Genomic DNA, 22,615 nt, shown 5'->3' with positions numbered 1-22,615 from the left:
GCCGATGACCGATCCAACCCGGCAACCCGAAGACACGGCCGCGCCGACCGGCGAGCCCGTGGTGTCGAAACCCTACATCATGCCCGACGATCCCGAGCCCGGCTCGGTCGAGCTGCTGCAGAAGGAAGCCGCCGAAGCGCGCGACCGCATGCTGCGGACGCTGGCCGAGATGGAGAACTTGCGCAAGCGCACCGCGAAGGAAGTCGCTGACTCCAAGCTCTACGGCGTCACCGGCTTTGCCCGCGACGTGCTCGACATCGCCGACAATCTTCAGCGCGCGCTCGATGCCGTTCCGGCCGACGCTCGTGCCGCCGCCGATCCCGGCCTGACTGCTCTGATCGAGGGCGTCGAGCTCACCGAGCGCTCGCTGCTCAACGCGCTGGAAAAGCACGGCGTGAAGAAGTTCGATCCGCAGGGCCAGAAGTTCGACCCGAACTTCCAGCAGGCGATGTACGAAGTGCCCGATGCGTCGGTGCCTGCAGGCACCGTCGTGCAGGTCATGCAGGCCGGCTACACCATCGGCGAGCGCGTGCTGCGCCCGGCGCTGGTCGGTGTCGCCAAGGGCGGTGCAAAGCCCGCGCCCGCGGCCAACAACAACGAAGCGAACTGAGCTTTGGCGTCATTCCGGGTTCGGCTCTGCGAGCCGCCCCGGAATGACTGCGCAAGAGTCTTACGCGCTGACCGCGATATCCGCAGACTGAATCCGCTTCACGCCGGCCTTGGCCATGTCGGCCCAGGCCTTTGCGAGCGAGCCCTGATTGTCGATGCCGCGGCAGGCGTCTTCCACGACATAGACCTCAAAGCCCGCCTTGCGGGCATCGAGCGCGGTCCAGGCGACGCAGAAGTCGGTGGCGAGACCCGCAACGAAGACGCGCTTGATCTTGCGTCCTTTGAGATAGCCGGCAAGTCCCGTCGACGTCTTGCCGTCGGCTTCGAGAAACGCCGAATAGCTGTCGACGTCCTTGTGAAAACCCTTGCGGATGATGAGCTCGGCCTGCGGGATCGAAAGGTCCTTCGAGAGCGAGGCGCCGTCGGTGCCCTGCACGCAATGGTCGGGCCACAGCACCTGCTTGCCGTAAGGCAGGTCGATCGTTTCAAACGGCTTCTTGCCTGAGTGCACTGACGCGAACGAGACGTGGCCGGGCGTGTGCCAGTCCTGCGTCATCACCACGTTCGAGAACGCCTTCGCCATCTTGTTGATCACGGGCACGACCTGCTCGCCTTCCTTCACCGCGAGGCTGCCGCCCGGCAGAAAGCAGTTCTGCACGTCGATCACGAGCAATGCGGATGTGTCGTCCGGTTTGATCGAAGCCGCTGCGAAAAGCGCCGATGGAGCGAAGCTCGCGAGCGCCGTGGTCCCCAGGGCCGCCAAGATTTGTCGTCGATCGAGCATTGTCCGCCTCCCTCCAGGATAGTCTCAAGTTGATCCAATGGAGGGAAGCCTAGTTCCGTTCGTGTACGAACGAAAGCCTGAAAATGCAGCCGGGTTTGGTGAGAGGTTGGGCTGCCAATTTCTCGTCGTCCGGCGAAGGCCGGGACCCATACGCCGCAGCAATGGTTTTGCGAGGCTTCGGAGTTACCAGTTCGTCCTGCAACCACTCCCTGTGATTATGGGTCCCGGCCTTCGCCGGGACAACACCGAGTTTGCTGGACGAGCGCGCCTTAGCCCTTCGGCTGGATGCCGTCGCGCACGGCGCGGAAACGGGTGAAGGCGTCCGACCATTGGTCGCGTGGCGCGCTGGCGATGATGCGCAGCGAGGTGCCGCCGCCGAAGCGGATCCACTGCACCACCGTCACCGCGGTCTTGTCCTTGCCGCTGATGCCGTCGATCCGGGTCTCAAAGCCCGGCTGGCCGTTGATACGGATCGGCTCGGACATGGTGACGCGGGACTCGCGCACGCCGGGGATTTGCATCGCAGCTTCCTGGGCGAAGCGGGCGCGGTCGTCGGTCTGCTGCGGGGTCGCGCCGATCAGGCCGAGGATCATGAACGGCTTCGATTCGTAGCCCGAGCTCTCGTTGCCGTCGGCCAGGATGATGCTCGCGCCCGGCACCAGCGTACGGACGTCCTTGAAGCCAGCCAGATCGGTGATCTTGAACGGCAACAGCCCGATCTGCTCGTCCGCCGACACCTCCTTGCGGATGGTGGCGGTCGCAAACATCTGCCGCACCGCCTCGTCGGTGTAGATCTTCGAGGCGTTCTCGGGGACCTGCACCGCGACATAGCCGGAGAAGCCGGTGCCCGGCACGATCATCGAATAGCGCTTCACCGGCGCGTCGCCGGCTTTGCCGCTTTCGGTGGTAAAATAGGCAAGGCCCGCGGGTGTCTCGATCTTGTCCGGCTTGATGCCGTTGGCGCCGGCTGGATTGGTGTTGAAGGCACTGACGACCTCGTTATAGGCCGCCGGCGGCAGCTCGGTGATCAGCACCTTGACGCTGCCGTCCTCGTTCTCGAAGCCCGGGAAGGTCTTGGCCTTGCTGAGGCCGACCAGCGGCACCATGCCGAGGCGCAGGCCGGGCGGGTAGACGGCGTCGGCCGCAAGCGCCGGAAAGGCGGAGACAACGAGAAGAGCGAGCGCGGCGAGGGGGCGGGTCAGCTTCATGGGCACTCTGTTTGGTTCACATTGAGGCCGTTCGATGGTCGTCCACCGGGCCGCTTTGTCGCGCGAAGCAGCCCCTTGACGAGGCTGTCCGGCCGGTCAGCCTTTTAACGGGTTTGCCGCGCCGGCAACAGGGTGGGCCGGATCACGTTGGTCGGACGGGCAGATAGCCGAACCTGTTAATAAATCCTCACCCGCAAGTACGGTGAAGCCCGGATAGGATCTTCCAAAACCCAATGTTTTCACGGCCGAAACTTGCGTTCGGTCCTTGCGGCCCCCTCCCCCCCTCCTATATGAGCCTCAATCATCGCAATATCGCGGATGTTTGATCTTAGGGGGTTTCGGTTCGGGTGCCTTCTGGGCCCAGCCAACCTGCCGCAAAAAGAAGGATATCAGGACCATGGGAAAGGTCATTGGGATCGACCTCGGCACCACGAATTCGTGCGTCGCCGTGATGGATGGCAAGAACGCCAAAGTTATCGAGAATTCCGAAGGCATGCGCACGACGCCTTCGATCGTCGCCGTGACGGACGACGGTGAGCGCCTCGTCGGCCAGCCCGCCAAGCGCCAGGCCGTGACCAATCCAGAGCGTACGTTCTTCGCAGTGAAGCGCCTCATCGGCCGCCGCTACGACGACCCGATGGTCGAGAAGGACAAGAAGCTCGTTCCGTACAAGATCGTGAAGGCTTCCAACGGCGACGCCTGGGTCGAGGCCGACGGCCAGACCTATTCGCCCTCGCAGGTCTCCGCTTTCATCCTGCAGAAGATGAAGGAGACCGCGGAAGCCCATCTCGGCCAGAAGGTCGACCAGGCGGTCATCACCGTTCCCGCCTACTTCAACGACGCCCAGCGCCAGGCCACCAAGGACGCCGGCAAGATCGCGGGCCTCGAAGTGCTGCGCATCATCAACGAGCCGACTGCGGCGGCGCTCGCCTATGGTCTGGACAAGACCAAGACCGGCACGATCGCCGTGTACGATCTCGGCGGCGGCACGTTCGATATTTCCATTCTCGAAATCGGCGACGGCGTGTTCGAGGTGAAGTCGACCAACGGCGACACCTTCCTCGGCGGCGAAGATTTCGACATGCGCCTCGTCGGCTATCTCGCCGATGAATTCCAGAAGGAGCAGGGCATCAACCTGCGCAACGACAAGCTCGCGTTGCAGCGCCTGAAGGAAGCCGCTGAAAAGGCCAAGATCGAGCTGTCGTCGACGACGCAGACCGAGATCAACCTGCCCTTCATCACCGCGGACCAGACCGGCCCGAAGCATCTGACGATGAAGCTCACCCGCGCCAAGTTCGAGGCGCTGGTCGACGACCTCGTGCAGAAAACGGTCGAGCCCTGCCGCAAGGCGCTGAAGGATGCCGGCGTCACCGCCGGTGAGATCGGTGAAGTCGTTCTGGTCGGCGGCATGTCGCGCATGCCGAAGGTCCAGGAAGTCGTGAAGCAGCTGTTCGGCAAGGAGCCGCACAAGGGCGTCAATCCGGACGAAGTCGTGGCGATCGGTGCCGCGATCCAGGCCGGCGTGCTCCAGGGCGACGTCAAGGACGTGCTGCTGCTCGACGTGACCCCGCTGTCGCTGGGCATCGAGACGCTGGGCGGCGTGTTCACCCGCATCATCGACCGCAACACCACGATCCCGACCAAGAAGAGCCAGGTGTTCTCGACCGCCGAGGACAATCAGAACGCGGTCACCATCCGCGTCTTCCAGGGCGAGCGTGAAATGGCGGCCGACAACAAGATGCTCGGCCAGTTCGACCTGATGGGCATTCCGCCGGCTCCGCGCGGCATGCCGCAGATCGAGGTGACCTTCGACATCGACGCCAACGGCATCGTCAACGTCTCGGCCAAGGACAAGGCGACTGCGAAGGAGCAGCAGATCCGAATCCAGGCCTCCGGCGGTCTGTCGGAAGCCGACATCGACAAGATGGTCAAGGACGCCGAGGCCAATGCCGCGGCCGACAAGCAGCGCCGCGAGGCGGTCGATGCCAAGAACCATGCCGACGCGCTGGTGCACTCCACCGAGAAGGCGCTGGCCGAGCACGGTTCGAAGGTCGCCGAGACCGAGCGCCGCGCCATCGAGGACGCCGTCAGCGACCTCAAGGAAGCGCTGAAGGGCACCGATGCCGAGGCGATCAAGGCCAAGACCAACACGCTGGCCCAGGCCTCGATGAAGCTCGGCGAAGCCATGTACAAGCAGCAGGCCGAGGCCGATGCGGCCAAGGACGCTGCGAAGGACGACGTCGTCGATGCGGAATTCACCGAAGTCGACGACGACAAGAACAACAAGAAGTCCGCATAAGCCCCAAGAGGGTCATGATGCGGACGGCTTGGACCCCACACGCTTCTACAGCCTCCCCCTTCCGGGGGGAGGCTTTCGTGTCGGGCTCGATGGGCGGCGCGCCCGTTACGATCAATCAATTCCCAGCCGTTATGCTCAACGCTGCCATGCAGCCCTCTGCCGTGACGCGGAAGGCTGCCTATATCGTCGCGTGGCGACGTTGTTTCGCTCCGACTTGAATCGCGATCGGATAGACCGAGTCAGACATGTCCACGTCCACCAAGCGCTGCTACTACGAAACCCTCGAAGTCGAACGCACGGCCGACGAGGGCAAGCTGAAATCGTCGTTCCGCAAGCTGGCGATGAAATTCCATCCTGACCGCAATCCCGGGGACGACAGCAGCGAGGTCAAGTTCAAGGAAATCAACGAGGCCTACGAGGTCCTGAAAGACAAGGACAAACGCGCGGCCTATGACCGCTTCGGCCATGCCGCCTTCGAGCAGGGCGGTCCCGGCGGCGGCGCCGGTTTCGGCGCGGGCTTCGCCTCTTCCTTCTCCGACATTTTCGAGGACCTGTTCGGCATGGCCGGGCAGCGCGGCCGCGGCGGCCGCGAGCGTGGCGCCGACCTGCGCTACAACATGGAAATCACCCTCGAGGAGGCCTTTGGCGGCAAGACCGCGCAGATCGAGATTCCCGTCTCGGTCACCTGCGAGGCCTGCTCGGGCATCGGCGCGAAGGCCGGCACCAAGCCGAAGACCTGCTCCCACTGCGGCGGCGCCGGCCGCGTGCGACAGTCGCAGGGCTTCTTCACCCTCGAGCGCACCTGTCCCGGTTGCCAGGGCCGCGGCCAGATGATCGAGGACGCCTGCCCGTCCTGCTCGGGCCAGGGCCGCGTCACGCGAGAGCGCACGTTGTCGGTCAATATTCCGCAAGGCGTCGAGGACGGCACCCGGATCCGGCTTGCCGGCGAAGGCGAGGCCGGGGTGCGCGGCGGCCCGCCCGGCGACCTCTACATCTTCCTGTCGCTGGCCCAGCACCAGTTCTTCCAGCGCGACGGTGCCGACCTGCATTGCCGCGTGCCGATCTCGATGGTGACCGCGGCGCTCGGCGGCGAGTTCGAAGTGCCGACCATCGACAAGGGCAAGGCCAAGGTGAAGGTCCCCGCCGGAACCCAGTCCGCCCGCCGGTTCCGCATTGCATCAAAGGGTATGCCGGTGCTGCGCTCGCGCCAGATGGGCGACATGTATGTCCAGGTCGTGGTCGAGACTCCGCAGAACCTCACCAAGAAGCAGCAGGAGTTGCTGGCCGAGTTCGAAAAACTCTCCTCCGGCAACACCCAGCCGGAATCCGAGGGTTTCTTCGCCAAGGTCAAGGATTTCTTCGGTAATCGGGCGAGCTGACCCGGCTTGACCGTATCGCCTTCGGCCTATACGTCTTTATGACCATTTTCTGACACGCCGCGGTCACGCGGTCCCGTCCCGTCCGGTCCAGACATGCCATTGCCGTCGTCCGCGCGTGCGTTGAAGAAGCCCCGTCTTGATGACGAGGTGCGTTTTCTCAGATCGTGGATCGAAAAGCCCCTCCACATGGGCGCGGTGATGCCGTCGGGCAAGCTGCTGGCCCGGACCATGGCCCACTACGTCGAGATCGATTCGGACGCTCCGGTTGTCGAGCTCGGGCCCGGCACGGGGGCCATCACCTCGGCGCTGGTCGAGCGCGGCGTCGACCAGAAGCGCCTCGTCCTCGTCGAATACAATCCAGGCTTCTGCGCGCTTTTGCGCGACCGCTATCCGCAGGCCAAGGTTGTGCAGGGCGATGCCTATCGCCTCCGCGACACGCTCTGGAATGTCCTGAGCGCTCCGGCTGCTGCCGTCGTCTCCGGCCTGCCGCTCGTGACAAAACCGATGCTGACGCGGCTGCGGCTGATCCGCGATGCCTTCACGGCGCTCGCGCCCGGCGCGCCCTTCGTCCAGTTCACCTATGCGGTGGTGCCGCCGATCCCGAAATCGCTGCCCGGCGTGTCCACAGAAGCCTCGGAACGGATCTGGATGAACCTTCCGCCGGCCCGCGTCTGGGTGTATCGCAAGGACTAATTCCGCCGGCTTCCTTCTATGCGCGGCGGGATCGTTTCGCCGAACGTATGGAAGAGGATGTCAGCCCCGAAGATCCTGGTCATTCCCGGCTCGCTGCGCACCGGCTCGCACAATGTGAAGCTGGCGGCGGTCGCCAGCTATGAATTCGCCCAGGCCGGCGTTGACGTCACCCGCATCTCGCTCGCCGATTTCCCGCTGCCGATCTACGACGGCGATCTCCAGGCCAAGTCCGGCGTCCCGAAGCACGCCATCAATCTCAAGCGCATGATCGGTGCGCATCATGGCGTGCTGATCGTCTCGCCCGAATACAACGCCTCGGTGCCGCCGCTGCTGAAGAACGCGATCGACTGGGTCAGCCGCGTGCAGGATCCGCACGAGACACGCGGCGACGTGTTCCGCAACCGCGCCTTTGCGCTCGCCGGTGCTTCGCAGAGCCGGCTCGGCGCGGCGCGCGCGCTCCAGGCGTTGCGGCTGATCCTGACGTCGTGCCACGCCAACGTGATCGCCAGCCAGTTCACGCTCGCCTTTGCCGACCAGGCCTATGACGATATGGACAGGCTCAAGACCCAGGCCGACAGCGACGGGCTGAAGGAGATGGTGCGCCAATTGATCGACATTTCTCAACGCATGATGTGAGGTGACATGACGCCAGCCAAAATCGCCCCGAAGGACCGCCTGATCGTAGCGCTCGATTTACCCAGCGTCGATGCCGCGGAGGCGATGATCGCAAGGCTTGGCGACAGCGTCACCTTCTACAAGATCGGCTATCGGCTCGCTTACGCCGGCGGATTGCCTCTCGTCACCAAGCTTGCCGACAGCGGCAAGAAGGTCTTTCTCGATCTCAAGCTGCACGACATCGGCAACACGGTGGCGCAGGGCGTCGAAAGCATCACCAGGCTGGGCGCGACGTTCCTCACCGTGCACGCGTATCCGCAGACCATGAAGGGCGCCGTCGAAGGTCGCGGCAGCTCGAAACTGAAGCTCCTCGCCGTCACGGTGCTGACCTCGTACAACGAGGACGATCTGCATGCGGCAGGCTACCGGCTCGGCGTCTCCGAACTCGTCGAAGCGCGCGCGCAGCAGGCGCAGGTGCTCGGGATCGACGGGCTGGTGTCCTCGCCCGAGGAAGCGGCAAGCCTGCGCAAGATCGTCGGCCACCAGATGCACCTCGTCACGCCCGGCATTCGCCCGGCGGGTGCGGCAACCGGCGACCAGAAGCGCATCATGACGCCAGGTCGCGCAATTGCCGCAGGCGCGGACTATCTCGTCGTCGGTCGGCCGGTGGTGGAAGCCACCGACCCCAAGGCAACGGCAGACGCAATCCAGGCCGAGATCGCGCAGGCGCTCGGCTAACGAACAAACAAGGAGAAGAACAATGGCAAAGGGCTACTGGATCGGGCGCGTCGACGTGAGCAGTGACGAGGGCTACAAGCCCTATGCCGTCGCCAACGGTCCGATCTTCAAGAAATGGGGTGGCCGCTTCGTGGTCCGCGCCGGCAAGTTCACCACGGTCGAGGGCGCCAGCCGCACCCGCAACGTCGTGATCGAATTCCCAGACTACCAGACCGCGATCGCCTGCTACAACTCGCCGGAATACCAGGCCAACATCAAGGTGCGCCAGCCGCACTCGATCGCCGACCTCATCATCATCGAGGGCTATGACGGCCCGCAGCCGTCGGACGGCTGAGGCTCAATGTCATTCCGGGATGGTCCGAAGGACCAGACCCGGAATCTCGAGATTCTCAGGTGCGCAACTGCGCACCATAGTTCGATGCTGCGCATCGCCCCGGAATGACGGAGGTGTCCCCTCTCGGTTGCCGGAACTGCATCCCGCCGCTACAACGGCCGTGAGAGGATCATACCATGTCCGATATGCGCTTGATTGTAGCCGGAGCCGGCGGCCGGATGGGCCGCGCGCTGGTGCGGGCGATTGCCGAGAGCAAAGGCGCGGTGCTGGCGGGCGCCCTGGAGGCGCCCGGCTCGGAGCTGCTCGGCAAGGACGCCGGCGTGCTCGCCGGCCTGCCGGCCAACGGGATCAAGGTGTCCGCCGATCTCTGGGCGATGTCGAAGGACGCCGACGGCATCCTCGATTTCACGGTGCCGGCGGCGACCATCGCCAATGTCGCGATCGCGGCCGAGCGCGGCCTCGTCCATGTCATCGGCACCACCGGGCTTTCGGCCTCGGACAACGCCGTCATCAAGAGCGTCACCAACCGTGCCGTCGTCGTGCAATCCGGCAATATGAGCCTGGGCGTCAATCTGCTCGCCGCGGTGGTCAAGCGCGTCGCCAAGGCGCTCGACGAGAGCTTTGACATCGAGATCGTCGAATCCCATCACCGCATGAAGGTCGACGCGCCCTCCGGCACCGCGCTGATGCTGGGCCAGGCGGCAGCTGCTGGTCGCGGCATCCCGCTGGACGACGAGCATTCGGAGCGCGGTCGCGACGGCATCACCGGCGCGCGCAAGCCGGGCGCGATCGGCTTTGCCTCCTTGCGCGGCGGCACCGTCGCCGGCGAGCACAGCGTCACCTTCCTCGGCCCGTTCGAGCGGTTGACGCTGTCGCATCTCGCCGAAGACCGCATGCTGTTCGCACACGGCGCGCTGAAGGCGGCGCTATGGGCGCACGGCAAGAAGCCGGGGCACTACTCCATGGCCGACGTGCTCGGCCTATCCGACATCTAGACAACACGGAAAGCAGTTGATGAGCGAACGTCTTCTTGTGCTCGTGCGCCACGGCCAGAGCGAATGGAATCTGAAGAACCTGTTCACCGGCTGGAAGGATCCGGACCTCACCGAGCTCGGCGTCAAGGAAGCAAAGGAGGCCGGGCGCAAGCTGAAAGCCCAGGGCCTCGTGTTCGACGTTGCCTACACCTCGGTGCTCACACGCGCGCAGCACACGCTCGACCTCATTCTCGACGAGCTTGGTCAGACGGGCCTGCCGACCTCGAAGGACCTCGCGTTGAACGAGCGCGATTATGGCGACCTCTCCGGCCTCAACAAGGATGACGCGCGCAAGAAATGGGGCGAGGAGCAGGTCCATGTCTGGCGCCGCTCCTACGACGTGCCGCCGCCCGGCGGCGAAAGCCTCAAGGACACGCTGGCACGCGCATTGCCGTACTATGTGCAGGAGATCCTGCCCGGCGTGCTCAACGGCAAGCGCACGCTGGTCGCCGCCCACGGCAATTCGCTGCGTGCGCTGATCATGGTGCTGGAAAAGCTCTCGCCCGAAGGCATTTTGAAGCGCGAGCTCGCGACGGGGGTGCCGATCATCTACCGCCTCAATGCGGATTCGACGGTGGCGTCGAAGCTGGATCTGGCGGGCTGATTTTCTTCGCCTCTCCCCGCGTGCGGGGAGAGGGAGAAGAATTCACTGCATCCCAAGCTGTCCGGCTTCCCAGCCCAGCATCGCCTGCTTGCGGGTGATGCCCCAATGGTAGCCGGTGAGCGTGCCGCTCTTGCCGAGTGCGCGGTGGCAGGGCACGACGAAGGAGACCGGGTTCTTGCCGACCGCAGCACCAACGGCGCGCGAGGCCTTCGGGCTGTTGATGTTGCAGGCGATGTCCGAATAGGACACCGCGCGGCCCATCGGGATCTTCAGCAGCGTCTCCCACACCCGCACCTCGAAATCGGTGCCGATCATGACGACGCGTAGCGGCTGATCCGGGCGCCACAGTTTTGTGTCGAAGATGCGCGCTGCAAGCGGTGCGGTGCCTTCGTGATCTTCAACGTAAGTCGCGTTCGCCCAGCGCCGCGTCATGTCCGCGAGCGCGGCCTTCTCCTCGCCGGGATCGGCAAAGGCGAGACCTGAGAGACCGCGATCGGTCGCAATCACGATCGCGGTGCCGAAGGGTGAGGGATGGAAGCCGTAGCGCAAGGTGAGCCCGGCGCCGCCGTTCTTCCATTCGCCCGGCGACATGGCTTCGTGCGTGACGAAGAGATCGTGCAGCCGGCCCGGACCTGAGAGCCCTGAGTCGAGCGCGGCGTCGAGGATGCTCGCGGAGTCCCGCAGCAGCCCCTTGGCGTGATCGAGCGTGAGCGCCTGCATAAACGCCTTCGGCGTGATCGAGGCCCAACGGCGGAACAGATGGTGCAGCTCATCCGGCGTGACGCCGGCCGCATCCGCCATCGCCTCGATGGTCGGCTGCGTCCGCCAGTTCTCCGAGATGAAGGCGATCGCCCGGCGCACCGAATCATAGTCGCGCAGCGCGGCGTTCTGGGAGCCCGGCCTGGCCAGGCGCTGGTCATGGATTGCGAGTGTCATCATGAGTGGAAATGTAGGCGCGGGAGGGCAGCGAAACCACCCGATTTCCGACCGGCCAATCAGGTCACCGGGTTGTAGGTCGGGCCTCGCCTGGCGGCGTTCAGTGCCTCAACCAAGCCTTTGTAAAAACTTGCTTTTTCGTCAGGCCCGAGGAACCTGGCAATCTGGATCTGGTGGCCGCGCGAGATCAGATAGAGATGCTCGATGCCAAAGTCCTCGTCGACCTCCATGTCGAGGCGGACCCAGAGCGGGTTGAAGGTCCATTCGGCGACCTGGCCGCGATGGCTGATGCGCCGCACGCGCAGCTCTGATGTCGTGACGGTGATCTCCTCGCGCGCCTGCCCGGTGCGGAAATTGACCTTGAAGGCCCACCAGACGACGAGCACGTCGAGGCCGAAAAAGCCGAGCACCGGCCAGGCGCCTTTCATCAGGAAGACGAGTCCAGTGGCGAAGCTGACGACGCTCAGGAACAGCATCACGGCAAGAAAGCCGGTGCGGTTCAGCGAGCGATGCGGCGTCAGCAGCGCGGAGAAGATCTGCACCTCGCTGTCGCGCGCAATTTCGTTGCCTGTGCTCATCGTCCCTCAGTATATCCCGATCATGGCGAAAATCACCCGCAAGCCGGTCCCGCGCAAAGCGCCGGTGCCGAAGAAAAAGGCAAAGGCGGCGGTCGCAAAGCCGAAGGCCGCCGCCAAGAAATCGCTCAGAGCAGTAAAACCCACTTCTTTCAAACCTTGGACGCCGGCGGAGATCCACGAGGTCTTCAGCCGTTTCCGTGCGGCCAATCCCGAGCCAAAGGGCGAGCTCGAGCACGTCAATCCCTTCACGCTGCTGGTGGCCGTGGTGCTGTCGGCACAGGCGACCGATGCCGGCGTCAACAAGGCGACGCGTGCATTGTTCGAGGTCGCCGACACGCCGCAGAAGATGCTCGATCTCGGCGAAGAACGCCTGCGCGACTACATCAAGACCATCGGCCTCTATCGCACCAAGGCCAGGAACGTCATCGCTCTGTCGGCCAAGGTGCTCAGCGATTTCGGCGGCGAGGTGCCGCGCACGCGGGCCGAGATCGAGTCACTGCCGGGCGCGGGACGCAAGACCGCCAACGTCGTGCTCAACATGGCCTTCGGCGAGCACACCATGGCGGTCGACACCCATGTGTTCCGCGTCGGCAATCGCACCGGGCTTGCGCCCGGCAAGACGCCGCTCGACGTCGAGCTTGGTCTCGAAAAGGTGATCCCGGCGGAGTTCATGCTGCATGCCCATCATTGGCTGATCCTGCACGGCCGCTATACTTGCCTCGCCCGCAAGCCGCGCTGCGAGGTCTGCCTGATCAACGATCTCTGCCGTTGGCCGGAGAAGACGGTGTGAGTGGCCGTCATTCCGGGTTCGATGCTGCGCATCGTCCCGGAATGACGTGGATGAGAGAGCGCAGCGTTTGGGGGCCTATCGTGAGTCAGCAGGAACAAATCCCATCGCCACCGCCCGCAGTCACGCCGGCTCCGCCACTCAAGCCGACGCAGCGGCCGGCGAGCTCGCTCTGGAGCCGGCTTGCGATCCCGCTGTTTGCGGTGATCGTCGCGCTCGCTTTCGTAGCGCTGGCGACGCTGCGCTTCGACGAATGGGTCGGCAATGCTGCGGTCCAGACCACCAATGACGCCTATGTGCGCGCCGAGCTGACGCGGCTTGCGAGCCGCGTCTCCGGCGAGGTGCTGAGCGTCGGGGTGACCGACTTCCAGCGCGTCAAGGCCGGCGACCTCCTGATCCAGATCGATCCGGCCGACTATGAGGCCCAGGTCGCGCAGTCCGAGGCGGCCGTGGCCGCGGCGCAAGCCGCGCTCGACAATCTCGCCAACCAGGTCGAGCTGCAATATGCGACGATCGCGCAGGCGCAGGCCGCGCGGTTATCCGCGGAGGCGCTCGAGGTCGAGGCCAGGCAGGAGCAGGAGCGCCAGCAATCGCTGTCGCAGACCGAGGCCGGGACACGGCAGCGGCTCGAGCAGGCGGTCGCCGGCCTTGCCAAAGCGCAGGCCGATGTGCGCGCCAGCCGTGCGGTGATCGCGGCCCAGCAGCATCAGCTCGAGGTCCTACAAGGCACCAAGAAGCAGCGCGCCGCCGATCTCGAAGCCACCAAGGCGACGCTGGCGAGCGCCAAGCTGAAGCTGGGCTACACCAAGATCACGGCGCCCTTCGACGGCGTCGTCGGTGAGCGCCAGGTGCAGCCCGGCGACTACGTCAATGTCGGCACCAACCTCATCAACGTGGTGCCGCTGCCAAAAGTCTATGTGATCGCGAACTACAAGGAGACCCAGCTCACGCATGTGGCGCCGGGCCAGGCGGTCGAGATCACCGTCGACAGTTTCCCGCGCGAGAGGCTCCACGGCAAGGTCGAGCGTATTGCGCCCGCGACCGGCGCGCAGGTCGCGTTGCTGCCGCCCGACAATGCGACCGGCAACTTCACGAAGGTCGTGCAGCGTATTCCCGTCCGCATCCAGTTCGACGACAACCAGCCTTTGCTGACGCGGCTGGTGCCGGGCATGTCGGTCGTCACCAGCATCAACACTGCGGCCGCAAATGGCGGAAAATGACGATGCCGGCAGCGGCCCAGTCTCGCGCGGCGGGATCGCGCCACAGCCGCTGTTTGCCGTCGCGGCCGTGCTGCTCGGCTCGTTCCTCGCCAATTTCGACAGCCGGCTGACCACCGTCGGCCTGCCCGACCTGCGTGGCGCCTTCTCCCTCAGCTTCGACGAGGGCGCATGGCTCTCCACCGCCGGCATCGGATCGCAGATCCTCATTGCGCCCGCGGTCGCGTGGCTTGCGACCGTGTTCGGCCTGCGCCGCGTGCTCGGCATCCCGAGCCTCGTCTATGCCGTCGTCTCGCTGATCGTTCCCTTCGTGCACGACTATCCGACGCTGATCGCGCTCAGCGTCGTGCATGGCCTCTTGCTCGGAACCTTCGTGCCGGCGACGCTGATGATCGTGTTCCGCAACCTGCCGATCCGCTGGTGGCTGCCGGCGATTGCGCTCTATTCGATCCGGGTCGGCTTTGCGCTGGACTCATCGACCTCGCTGGTCGGCTTCTATGTTGATCATCTCGGCTGGCAATGGCTGTACTGGCAGAGCGTCGTGATCGCGCCGCTGATGGGCCTGATGGTCTATCTGGGAACACCGAACGAGCCGGTCAATCGCGCGCTGCTGCGCGAGGCCGATTGGGGCGGCATGCTGCTGCTCGGTGCGGGCGTTTCGATGATCTATGCCGGCCTCGACCAGGGCAATCGGCTGGACTGGCTCGGCAACGGCACGGTGACAGCGCTACTCGCTGCCGGCGTGGCGTTGTTCGCAGGCTTCCTCGTCAATGAATCGCTGGTGCGTCAGCCCTGGGCGCATGTGAACGTGCTGTTCTCCCGCAATATCGGGTTGTCGCTGGTCGCCATCCTGCTCTACACGCTGACGTCGCTTTCCAATTCATCGCTGGTGCCGAACTTCCTCGGCAATGTCGGCCTGCTCCGGCCGGAGCAGAGCGGGCTGCTGCTGCTCACCTACGGCGCGCTGCCAATGTTCGTGCTGGTGCCGGTTTCGATCTGGCTGGTCCGCCATTTCGATGCGCGCGTCGTGACGGTGATCGGTTTTGCCTGCTTTGCTGCCGCCAATCTCTGGGGCACCCAGCTCACCCATGCCTGGGCGCGCGAGGATTTCATCGGCATCGTGCTGCTGCAGGCCGTCGGCCAGTCGACGACGCTGCTGCCGCTCATCATCATCGCACTGTCCAATTCCGACCCCAGCCGCGCGACCTCGTTTGCCGCCTATATCCAGATCATGCGGCTCGGCGGCGCCGAGATCGGCGTGGCGCTGATGGGAACGTGGCTGCGCGTTCGCGAGCAGATCCATTCCTTCTATCTCGGCCAGAACCTCCAGGTCGGCGATGTCGATGTGGTGCGGATGCTGAAGCAACTCGCCGATCACTTTGCCGCCCACGGTGCCGGTTCGGCGCAGGCGCGCGCGCTCGGCACGCTCGCGAGCTTCGTCGCGCGCGAGGCCAATGTCCTCGCCTATGTCGACGGCTTCTGGCTGTGCTTCTGGCTGGCGATGGCCGCGCTTGGCTTCATCGCCCTGATCACCCGCGCCCCGCCCGGCCCGTTCACCCCGGCCCCGTTCGGCTTTGCGAAGATGCTGCTGAGGAAATGCGGGCTGTCGGTGACGTGAGGGGCCGATCAATCGCGCCGCACGGTTGGTCACCTCTCCCGTTTGCTTGCGGGAGAGGGAGAACACCCCTCACCGCGCCTGCCGGGCCGGCTCGATCAGCTCGGGCCGCGGACCGGAGAGCCGCTTGTGCATGTGGACCATGAAGGCCATGCCGAAGATCGGCGTTGCCAGGTTCACGATCGGGATCGAGACGAAGGCTGCGATGAACAGGCCCGCGGTGAAGATGGTCGCGGCATTGTCGCGCCGCATCGCCTTGGCCTCCTCCGGCGAGCGGAAGCGCATCGCGGCGAGCTCGAAATATTCGCGCCCCAACAGCCAGGCGGCGGCGAGGAAGAAGATCAGGAAACCGGCGCCGGCCAGGAACACGAACGGCAGCGCGATCAGATAGACCACAATGGTCAGCAGCGCGGTCTTGATGCCTTCGAGGATCGCCTGGTTGAACGGAAGCGCCGTGCCCGGCCGCTCCGCCGGATAATATTCGCGCTCGACGATGTCGGCGACGTCGTCGACGAAGAAGCTCGCCACCAGCGAGGTGATCGCGGGCATCAGGAACACACTGCCGAACACGACGCCGAATCCGGCCGCAATCGAGATGATCCAGGACAGCACTTCCAGCGACGAATGCCAGCTTGGCCCGAGCAGGCCCTCCAGCCAGGCCTCGCCATAGGTCGCGAACCAGCTGAGCAGCCGCTGTAGCCCGATTGCGAGCACGATGATCAGCACCAGCGCAAGCCCGATCGACCGCCACAGGATCGAACGCATCGGCGGCGACATCATTTGCGACAGCGCCTTCACGGCGGCATCCAGCATGGGAACCTCTCACGAAATCACCCGCGAGAGGTAGACACGGCGAGCCGTTTCGGCAAGGGAGGCTGACCCTCGGGCCGCTCCCGTTAAGGCTCCGCCACGATGCTGGCCCAGCAAGTGATGGCGCTGCAGACCGTGCTCCAGCGGCCAAATCCCTTGTAGATCTGGGCGGCGACCTGCTCCTGCTGCTTCAGCGTGCCCTCGGCCTTGATCTGCGGGTCGGAGACGTTGCGGATCGCGAGCCAGCGCGGCGCCTTGGCCCCCATCTGCTGGGCGACGAGGCCCAGGATGGCGTCGCCCATCTCGGAGACGTCGCCGAGCCCCTGGAGATGGAAGTGATTGTCCGAGGTGTCGAAGCCGAAGAAATCGGTGGTCACCACGGAGGACGACAGCCCGGTGGGCTTGGCAACGAAGATTTTTGGCGGCCTGGTGTTGGTCTTCGGCAGCTGCCCGGCATTGGCCTTGAACAGCGTCTTGGCTGTCGCGAATTTTGTCGTCTTGGCCGACTTGCTCGAAAAATGCTCCTGCGCAAACGGCTGCTTCTTGAACTTCGAGAGGCAGTCGAAGCGCACGATCGGGCTCACGATGACGTCGCCGACCTCGACCTGCTTGCCGATGCCGCCGGCCGTGCCCGTGGTGATCACGAGCGTGGGTTGCACCTCGGTGATGATCTGGCGCCAGACGTCGATATTCGGCAGCTGCGGGCCGTCCTGCGACATGTGCGAGTCGGATTTGAAGATCACGCACTTCTTCTTGCCGATCGTGGTGGTCCAGAAGGTGCCGAGCCGCTTCAGTTCCTTGGCCGGGCAGCCGTTGCGCATCTTCTTGGAGATGGCGGCGTAGTTGTGCGTGTAGGGCACGTAGTCGTTACGCGAGTCCTTGCCCGGCGTCAGCACGCGGCTGAGCGCGTGCCCCTCGTCGACGGTCCAGGTCACGACCAGCACGTCGGCGCGCGGCAGTGGCCCCTTGCCGTTGCCTGCGGGCCTCGGCCCGGTCTGCGGCGCCAGCCCCTTGGGCCAGGGAATATCGGTGAAGCGCGACAGCCCGGTCGCGGTCGAGAAGGCCATGAACGCGCGGCCTTCTGCCGATTCGGAATCGAAATCGATGATCTCGCGCTGAAAATCCTCCGGCGCGACCTTTGCGGCCTTCTTCACGGCGGCATCCGCGATGCGCTTGACCACGAAGGTCTCGCGCGGCGGCGGTGTGGTGATCGGATCAAACCCGAGATTCTTCTCTACCCATTTGCGGTCGGCAGGCATCATGCAGTCTCCACCAATTGTTTTTGACAAATGTCTCTCATTGGTCGGCCAGCCGAGCCGACGGTTGCAATCTTAGATCGAAAACGTATTCACAGAATGGTCGGGGCTATTGACCAATTCCGTGCCGATTCGAGATTGCAGAGCATCCGCCCTGCCAAAGAAGAGATTTTTTGAAAATAATCGATCAATCGTCTGAACCAATTCGCGGCCGAGATTACACCTATAGTTGAGGTGCGACAATCCGCCTTCCAATCACAAACGGAGGAAGTCATGGCAAGCTCGACGACGCGTGTCACGCTGGCGAACAGCGCCCGGAAATTGCCGAAGGGCGCCAAGCTCGTCGGCGCGGCCGATCCCAAGCAGGAAATCGAGATCAGCGTTCGTCTGCGCGCCAAGCGCGCGGACGATGAGCAGGTGATGGCGCTGGGTGCGCAACCGCCGCGCGAGCGACAATATCTTTCTCGCAGCGAGTTCGCCGAACAGATGGGCGCCGATCCGGCTGACGTCGCCAAGATCGACGATTTCGCCCATCATCATGATCTCAACGTCAAGAGTGTGCATCTGGCCTCCCGTACGGTGAAGCTGACCGGCACGGTGAAGGCGATGGCCGCGGCCTTCGGCGTCAAGCTCAACAAGGTCAAGCACGAGGGCGCGACCTATCGCATGCGCAAGGGCAGTGTGCAGATCCCGGCCGAGCTCGAAGGCATCGTGGTCGGCGTGCATGGCCTGGACAACCGGCCGGTGGCGCAGCCGCATTTCCGGCGCAAGCCGCCGCGCAAGGGCGCGACTGCACGCGCGGGGCAGGGCGGCAGCTTCTCGGTCGAAGAGATCGCAAAACTCTACAACTTCCCGGGCGGCGAGACCGGCGCCGGGCAGTGCATCGCCATCATCGAGCTCAATGACATCGACAATAAGGGTCATGCCACCGGGGCCGGCTACAAGGCCTCTGATCTGAAAACCTTCTTCAAGAAGGCGGGCATTCCGATGCCGCAGATCGCACCCGCAAGCGTCGACGGCGGCGCCAACAAGCCCGGTCATTCCGATGCCGACGGCGAGGTCGTGCTCGACATCGAGGTGGCCGGCGCGATCGCACCCGGCGCCAAGATCGTGGTCTATTTCGCGCCCAACACCACCAACGGCTTCATCGATGCGGTGAAGGCGGCGGTCCATGACAGCGTGCGAAAACCTTCGGTGATCTCGATCAGCTGGGGCGGCCCGGAAGATCCCGAGAGCTCACAGCAGTTCGTCGACGGCCTCAACGAGGCGATCCGTGATGCCGCTGCGATGGGCGTCACCGTCTGCGTCGCGTCTGGTGACAACGGTTCGGCCGACATGGCCGACGGCTGGGATGGTAAGCCGCACGCCGATTTTCCGGCGTCGAGCCCCTTTGCGCTCGCCTGCGGCGGCACCAATCTCAGGGCGTCGAACGGCGCGATCACGGAGGTGGTCTGGAACGGCGGTCCGCAGGACGGCGCCGGTGGCGGCGGCGTCAGCGTGATGTTCGCGCAGCCGAAATACCAGGCCAATGCGCATGTGCCGAAATCTCCGGCCCATCGGAGCGGCCGTGGCGTGCCTGACGTCGCCGGCGATGCCGACCCTGCGACCGGCTACCAGATCTTCCTCAACGGCGTCATGACCACGATCGGCGGCACCAGCGCGGTGGCGCCGCTGATGGCCGGACTGATCGCCCGGATCAACGAGGCCACGACCAAGAAATTCGGCAAGACGGTTGGGTTCATCAACCCGCTGATCTACGCCTCGCATGCGCATGGCGTGTTCCGCGACATCACGGTCGGCAATAACGACATCACCGGCTCGCTGCACGGCATGTACAAGGCCGGCCCCGGCTGGGACGCCTGCTCCGGTCTCGGCGTCCCCAACGGCGCGGCGTTGCAGAACCTGCTTGCGGCGTGACGTGGTCTTCGCCTCTCCCCGCGCGGGGAGAGGCCTCTAATCGTGCTGATGCCCGTGCTTCCGCGCCCTGGCCGGCTTGCCGTCGCCGGTCGGGATCATCACCACGCGCCCATAGCGCACGCCGCGCTCCGCGATGATGTGATCGGCAAAGTGCCTGACCTCGGCGGCGTCGCCGCGCAGCGCCGTCATCTCCATGCAATTGTTATCGTCGAGATGGACGTGCAGGGTCGCCAGCGCGAGATCGTGATGGCCGTGGAATTCCTGCACCAGGCGTTTTGAGAGATCGCGCGCAGCGTGGTCGTAGACATAGACGAGGCCGGCAACGCAAGCGCCGGCCTGTGCGGTGTCCTCACTCGATTGCTGCAGGCCGGCGCGCGCGAGATCGCGGATGATCTCGCTGCGGTTCTGGTAGCCGCGCGCCTCGGCCGCGGCATCGATCTCCGCCAGCAAATCGTCCTCGATCGTGATCGTAATCCGCTGCATCAGAAGTTCTCCGTGCGCCGCTCTTTCTTACCTCGCCCCGCTTGCGGGGAGAGGTCGGAATTCGAGCGTAGCTTGAATCCCGGGTGAGAGGGACTCTCCGCGAGTCTCACTCGCAATGAATCCGTGGAGACAGCCCCTCACCCCAACCCTCTCAGTGCGAGCGAAGCTCGTCGCGTCCCCGCAAGCGGGGCGAGGGAGCGCACCGTCACCATCACAGCCGCGTTGCGCGCAGCCGCAGCGCATTGCCGACCACGCTGACCGAGGACAGCGCCATCGCGGCGGCCGCGATGATCGGCGACAGCAGCACGCCGAAGGCGGGATAGAGGATACCGGCGGCGATCGGAATGCCGGCGGCGTTGTAGATGAATGCAAAGAACAGGTTCTGGCGGATGTTGCTCATCGTCGCCTGCGACAGTTTTCGCGCACGCACGATGCCGGTGAGGTCGCCCTTCAACAGGGTGACGCCGGCACTTTCCATCGCCACATCGGTGCCCGTGCCCATGGCGATGCCGACCTCGGCCGCCGCCAGCGCCGGGGCATCGTTGACGCCGTCGCCGGCCATCGCGACGCTGCGGCCGGCCTTTTGCAATTTCGTCACCACCGCGCTCTTCTGGTCCGGCAGCACCTCGGCTTCGACATCGGCAATACCGAGCCGGCGTGCCACCGCTTCCGCCGTGGTGCGGTTGTCGCCGGTTAGCATGATGACCTTGATCCCTTCGGCCGCGAGCGCTTTCAGCGCGTCCGGGGTCGAGGCCTTGACCGGATCGGCGATCGCGAACAGGCCGGCGAGCCGGCCGTCGATTGCCATGTTGATCACGGTCGCGCCGTCGCCGCGCAGGCGTTCGGCCTCAGTGTCGAGCGCCCTGGTGTCGAGACCGATCGACGTCAGATACTTTGCGTTGCCGAGCACGATGCTCTTGCCATCGACCTTGCCGGTCGCGCCCTTGCCCGTCGGCGAGTCGAACGCGTCGACCTGGCTCAGTGGGAGTTGCTTCTCCTTCGCCGCGCGCATGATCGCATCGGCCAGGGGATGCTCACTGGCGCGCTCGACGCTGGCCGCAAGCCGCAGGATATCATCCTCGGCAAAGCCGGATGCCGGCACGATCGCGACCACCTTGGGCTTGCCCTCGGTCAGCGTGCCGGTCTTGTCGACGACCAGCGTGTCGATCTTCTCCATCCGCTCCAGCGCCTCGGCGTTCTTTATCAGGACGCCGGCCTGCGCGCCGCGGCCGACGCCGACCATGATGGACATCGGGGTCGCCAGGCCGAGCGCGCAGGGGCAGGCGATGATCAGCACGCTGACCGCGGCGACGAGGCCGAAGGCGAGCCGCGGCTCCGGCCCGAACCAGGCCCAGGCGGCAAAGGCGGCGATGGCGACGGCGATCACGGTCGGGACGAACCAGCCCGCGACCTGGTCGGCCAGCCGCTGGATCGGCGCGCGCGAGCGCTGCGCATCCGCGACCATCTGCACGATCTGCGACAGCAGCGTCTCGCGCCCGACCTTGTCGGCGCGCATGATGAAGCTGCCGGACTGGTTGAGCGTGCCGGCGATGACCTTGGCGTCGACCTCCTTGGTCACCGGCATGGATTCGCCCGTCACCAGCGACTCATCGAGAGAGGAGCGGCCCTCCAGAATGACGCCGTCGACCGGCACCTTCTCGCCGGGACGAACGCGCAGGTGGTCGCCGGCATGGAGCGTGTCGATCTCGACCTCGTGCTCGCTGCCATCGGCATCGACGCGCCGCGCGGTTTTTGGTGCGAGCTGCAGCAGCGCCTTGATCGCGCCCGAGGTGGCATCGCGAGCGCGCAGCTCCAGCACCTGGCCGAGCAGCACCAGCACAGTGATGACTGCGGCCGCTTCGAAATAGACCGCGACCGCGCCTTCATGGCCGCGGAAGGTCGCAGGGAAGATCTGCGGCGCGAGCGTGCCGATCAGGCTGTAGACATAGGCAACGCCGGTACCCATCGCGATCAGCGTGAACATGTTGAGGTTGCGCGTCAGCAGCGACTGCCAGCCGCGGACGAAGAACGGCCAACCGGCCCAAACCACCACGGGCGTGGCGAAGACGAGCTGAATCCAGTTCGACAGCACAGGCTCGATCCAGTTGTGCGGCCCCGCGAGATGACCGCCCATCTCCAGCACCACGGGCGGCAACGCCAGCGCGCCGCCGATCCAGAATCGCCGTGTCATGTCGGCGAGCTCCGGATTGGGGCCGGTCTCCAGGCTCGCCACCTCCGGTTCCAGCGCCATGCCGCAGATCGGGCAGCTGCCGGGTCCGACCTGGCGGATTTCGGGATGCATCGGGCAGGTGTAGATCGTGCCCGCCGGCATCTCGGGCTCGGGCGGCTTGTCCTTGGTGAGATATTTGGCGGGATCCGCGGCAAATTTGGTGCGGCAGCCGGCGGAGCAGAAATGGAAGGTCTCGCCGAGATGCTCGAAGCGGTGCTTCGAGGTCGCGGGATCGACCGTCATGCCACAGACGGGATCGAGAACCTTTGCCGTGGCTGCACCATGGTCATGATCGTGATGATGGGAATGGCCGGCGTGATCGCCATGGCCGCCGCAGCAGGACGTGGCTGCAGCTTTGGGAGCGGGTGGCGCGGCTTTCGCCGAGCAACCGCAGCCGGAATGCGTATCCCCGTCGTGATGATGCCTGTGGTCTGCGTCGTTCATTTCCATGCTCCGGCCTTGTAACCTATACCCGGTAGGGGTATATAG

The 22,615-nt window shown here is 65.0% G+C and carries 21 protein-coding genes; 13 read left to right on the top strand and 8 right to left on the bottom strand.

Features of this window, described 5'->3' with window-relative positions; translation table 11 throughout:
- The first annotated feature begins 4 nt into the window (after window positions 1–4).
- Window positions 5–610 (top strand): nucleotide exchange factor GrpE, encoded by a 606-nt coding sequence (grpE, locus tag ACWAT4_RS00845; protein ID WP_212301922.1) that lies wholly within the window; start codon window positions 5–7, stop codon window positions 608–610.
- A 60-nt stretch (window positions 611–670) separates the two neighbouring features.
- Here grpE and pncA read toward each other — a convergent pair whose 3' ends face one another.
- Entirely contained in the window at window positions 671–1,393 is a 723-nt protein-coding gene (gene pncA, locus ACWAT4_RS00840; protein ID WP_212301923.1) for a bifunctional nicotinamidase/pyrazinamidase, read from the bottom strand.
- Between the two features lie 269 nt (window positions 1,394–1,662).
- Window positions 1,663–2,601, bottom strand: coding sequence for a hypothetical protein (locus ACWAT4_RS00835; protein ID WP_212301924.1), 939 nt, complete (start codon window positions 2,599–2,601; stop codon window positions 1,663–1,665).
- 397 nt (window positions 2,602–2,998) lie between these two features.
- Between ACWAT4_RS00835 and dnaK the strand changes: the two genes are divergently transcribed.
- The 8 genes from dnaK (at window position 2,999) to ACWAT4_RS00795 (ending at window position 10,297) form a co-directional block, all read left to right on the top strand.
- Complete coding sequence (dnaK, locus tag ACWAT4_RS00830; RefSeq protein ID WP_212301925.1) at window positions 2,999–4,900, top strand: molecular chaperone DnaK; 1,902 nt, start codon at window positions 2,999–3,001, stop codon at window positions 4,898–4,900.
- 245 nt (window positions 4,901–5,145) lie between these two features.
- A complete protein-coding gene (gene dnaJ, locus ACWAT4_RS00825; RefSeq protein WP_212301926.1) occupies window positions 5,146–6,279 on the top strand; it encodes a molecular chaperone DnaJ in 1,134 nt (377 codons plus the stop codon).
- Between the two features lie 93 nt (window positions 6,280–6,372).
- Entirely contained in the window at window positions 6,373–6,972 is a 600-nt protein-coding gene (locus ACWAT4_RS00820) for a class I SAM-dependent methyltransferase (protein ID WP_212301927.1), read from the top strand.
- Between the two features lie 57 nt (window positions 6,973–7,029).
- A complete protein-coding gene (locus tag ACWAT4_RS00815) occupies window positions 7,030–7,608 on the top strand; it encodes an NADPH-dependent FMN reductase (protein ID WP_449729601.1) in 579 nt (192 codons plus the stop codon).
- Between the two features lie 6 nt (window positions 7,609–7,614).
- Window positions 7,615–8,325, top strand: a complete 711-nt coding sequence (gene pyrF, locus ACWAT4_RS00810) for an orotidine-5'-phosphate decarboxylase (protein WP_449729600.1) — start codon at window positions 7,615–7,617, stop codon at window positions 8,323–8,325.
- A 22-nt stretch (window positions 8,326–8,347) separates the two neighbouring features.
- Window positions 8,348–8,659: a DUF1330 domain-containing protein gene (locus tag ACWAT4_RS00805; RefSeq protein ID WP_212301930.1), complete on the top strand. Its 312-nt coding sequence runs from the start codon at window positions 8,348–8,350 to the stop codon at window positions 8,657–8,659.
- A 176-nt stretch (window positions 8,660–8,835) separates the two neighbouring features.
- Window positions 8,836–9,654 (top strand): 4-hydroxy-tetrahydrodipicolinate reductase, encoded by an 819-nt coding sequence (gene dapB, locus ACWAT4_RS00800; RefSeq protein WP_212301931.1) that lies wholly within the window; start codon window positions 8,836–8,838, stop codon window positions 9,652–9,654.
- A 19-nt stretch (window positions 9,655–9,673) separates the two neighbouring features.
- Window positions 9,674–10,297 (top strand): 2,3-bisphosphoglycerate-dependent phosphoglycerate mutase, encoded by a 624-nt coding sequence (locus ACWAT4_RS00795; protein WP_212301932.1) that lies wholly within the window; start codon window positions 9,674–9,676, stop codon window positions 10,295–10,297.
- Between the two features lie 42 nt (window positions 10,298–10,339).
- Here ACWAT4_RS00795 and ACWAT4_RS00790 read toward each other — a convergent pair whose 3' ends face one another.
- Both ACWAT4_RS00790 and ACWAT4_RS00785 read right to left on the bottom strand, forming a co-directional pair.
- Window positions 10,340–11,236 (bottom strand): methylated-DNA--[protein]-cysteine S-methyltransferase, encoded by an 897-nt coding sequence (locus tag ACWAT4_RS00790; protein ID WP_212301933.1) that lies wholly within the window; start codon window positions 11,234–11,236, stop codon window positions 10,340–10,342.
- 56 nt (window positions 11,237–11,292) lie between these two features.
- The gene (locus tag ACWAT4_RS00785) at window positions 11,293–11,811 is read right to left on the bottom strand and encodes a DUF2244 domain-containing protein (protein ID WP_449729599.1); all 519 of its coding nucleotides are present in this window, start codon (window positions 11,809–11,811) and stop codon (window positions 11,293–11,295) included.
- A gap of 22 nt (window positions 11,812–11,833) precedes the next feature.
- On the opposite strand from ACWAT4_RS00785, the gene nth reads away from it, so the two are divergent.
- From nth to ACWAT4_RS00770, 3 genes are all read left to right on the top strand, one after another.
- Window positions 11,834–12,601, top strand: coding sequence for an endonuclease III (nth, locus tag ACWAT4_RS00780; protein ID WP_212301935.1), 768 nt, complete (start codon window positions 11,834–11,836; stop codon window positions 12,599–12,601).
- An 80-nt stretch (window positions 12,602–12,681) separates the two neighbouring features.
- Window positions 12,682–13,818, top strand: coding sequence for an HlyD family secretion protein (locus ACWAT4_RS00775; protein ID WP_212301936.1), 1,137 nt, complete (start codon window positions 12,682–12,684; stop codon window positions 13,816–13,818).
- Entirely contained in the window at window positions 13,805–15,433 is a 1,629-nt protein-coding gene (locus ACWAT4_RS00770; RefSeq protein WP_449729598.1) for an MFS transporter, read from the top strand. Before ACWAT4_RS00775 ends, ACWAT4_RS00770 begins: the two co-directional genes overlap by 14 nt.
- A gap of 69 nt (window positions 15,434–15,502) precedes the next feature.
- Here ACWAT4_RS00770 and ACWAT4_RS00765 read toward each other — a convergent pair whose 3' ends face one another.
- Together ACWAT4_RS00765 and ACWAT4_RS00760 are read right to left on the bottom strand one after the other, a co-directional pair.
- Window positions 15,503–16,243 carry a sulfate transporter family protein gene (locus ACWAT4_RS00765; protein WP_212301938.1) on the bottom strand — a complete coding sequence of 247 codons (741 nt, stop codon included), beginning with the start codon at window positions 16,241–16,243 and terminating at the stop codon, window positions 15,503–15,505.
- An 83-nt stretch (window positions 16,244–16,326) separates the two neighbouring features.
- A complete protein-coding gene (locus ACWAT4_RS00760) occupies window positions 16,327–17,502 on the bottom strand; it encodes a phosphorylase family protein (RefSeq protein WP_449729597.1) in 1,176 nt (391 codons plus the stop codon).
- Window positions 17,503–17,769: 267 nt separating this feature from the next.
- On the opposite strand from ACWAT4_RS00760, the gene ACWAT4_RS00755 reads away from it, so the two are divergent.
- Complete coding sequence (locus ACWAT4_RS00755; RefSeq protein ID WP_212301939.1) at window positions 17,770–19,413, top strand: S53 family peptidase; 1,644 nt, start codon at window positions 17,770–17,772, stop codon at window positions 19,411–19,413.
- Between the two features lie 36 nt (window positions 19,414–19,449).
- Here ACWAT4_RS00755 and nikR read toward each other — a convergent pair whose 3' ends face one another.
- On the bottom strand, window positions 19,450–19,896 hold the full coding sequence (nikR, locus tag ACWAT4_RS00750) for a nickel-responsive transcriptional regulator NikR (protein WP_449729596.1): 447 nt from the start codon (window positions 19,894–19,896) through the stop codon (window positions 19,450–19,452).
- A gap of 211 nt (window positions 19,897–20,107) precedes the next feature.
- A complete protein-coding gene (locus ACWAT4_RS00745) occupies window positions 20,108–22,570 on the bottom strand; it encodes a heavy metal translocating P-type ATPase (RefSeq protein WP_449729595.1) in 2,463 nt (820 codons plus the stop codon).
- Window positions 22,571–22,615: the final 45 nt, after the last annotated feature.

It is taken from the genome of Bradyrhizobium sp. T-1, assembly GCF_053592855.1.
The sequence above is the reverse complement of the archived record's forward strand: the minus strand, read 5'-3'. Positions and strand labels throughout refer to the sequence as shown.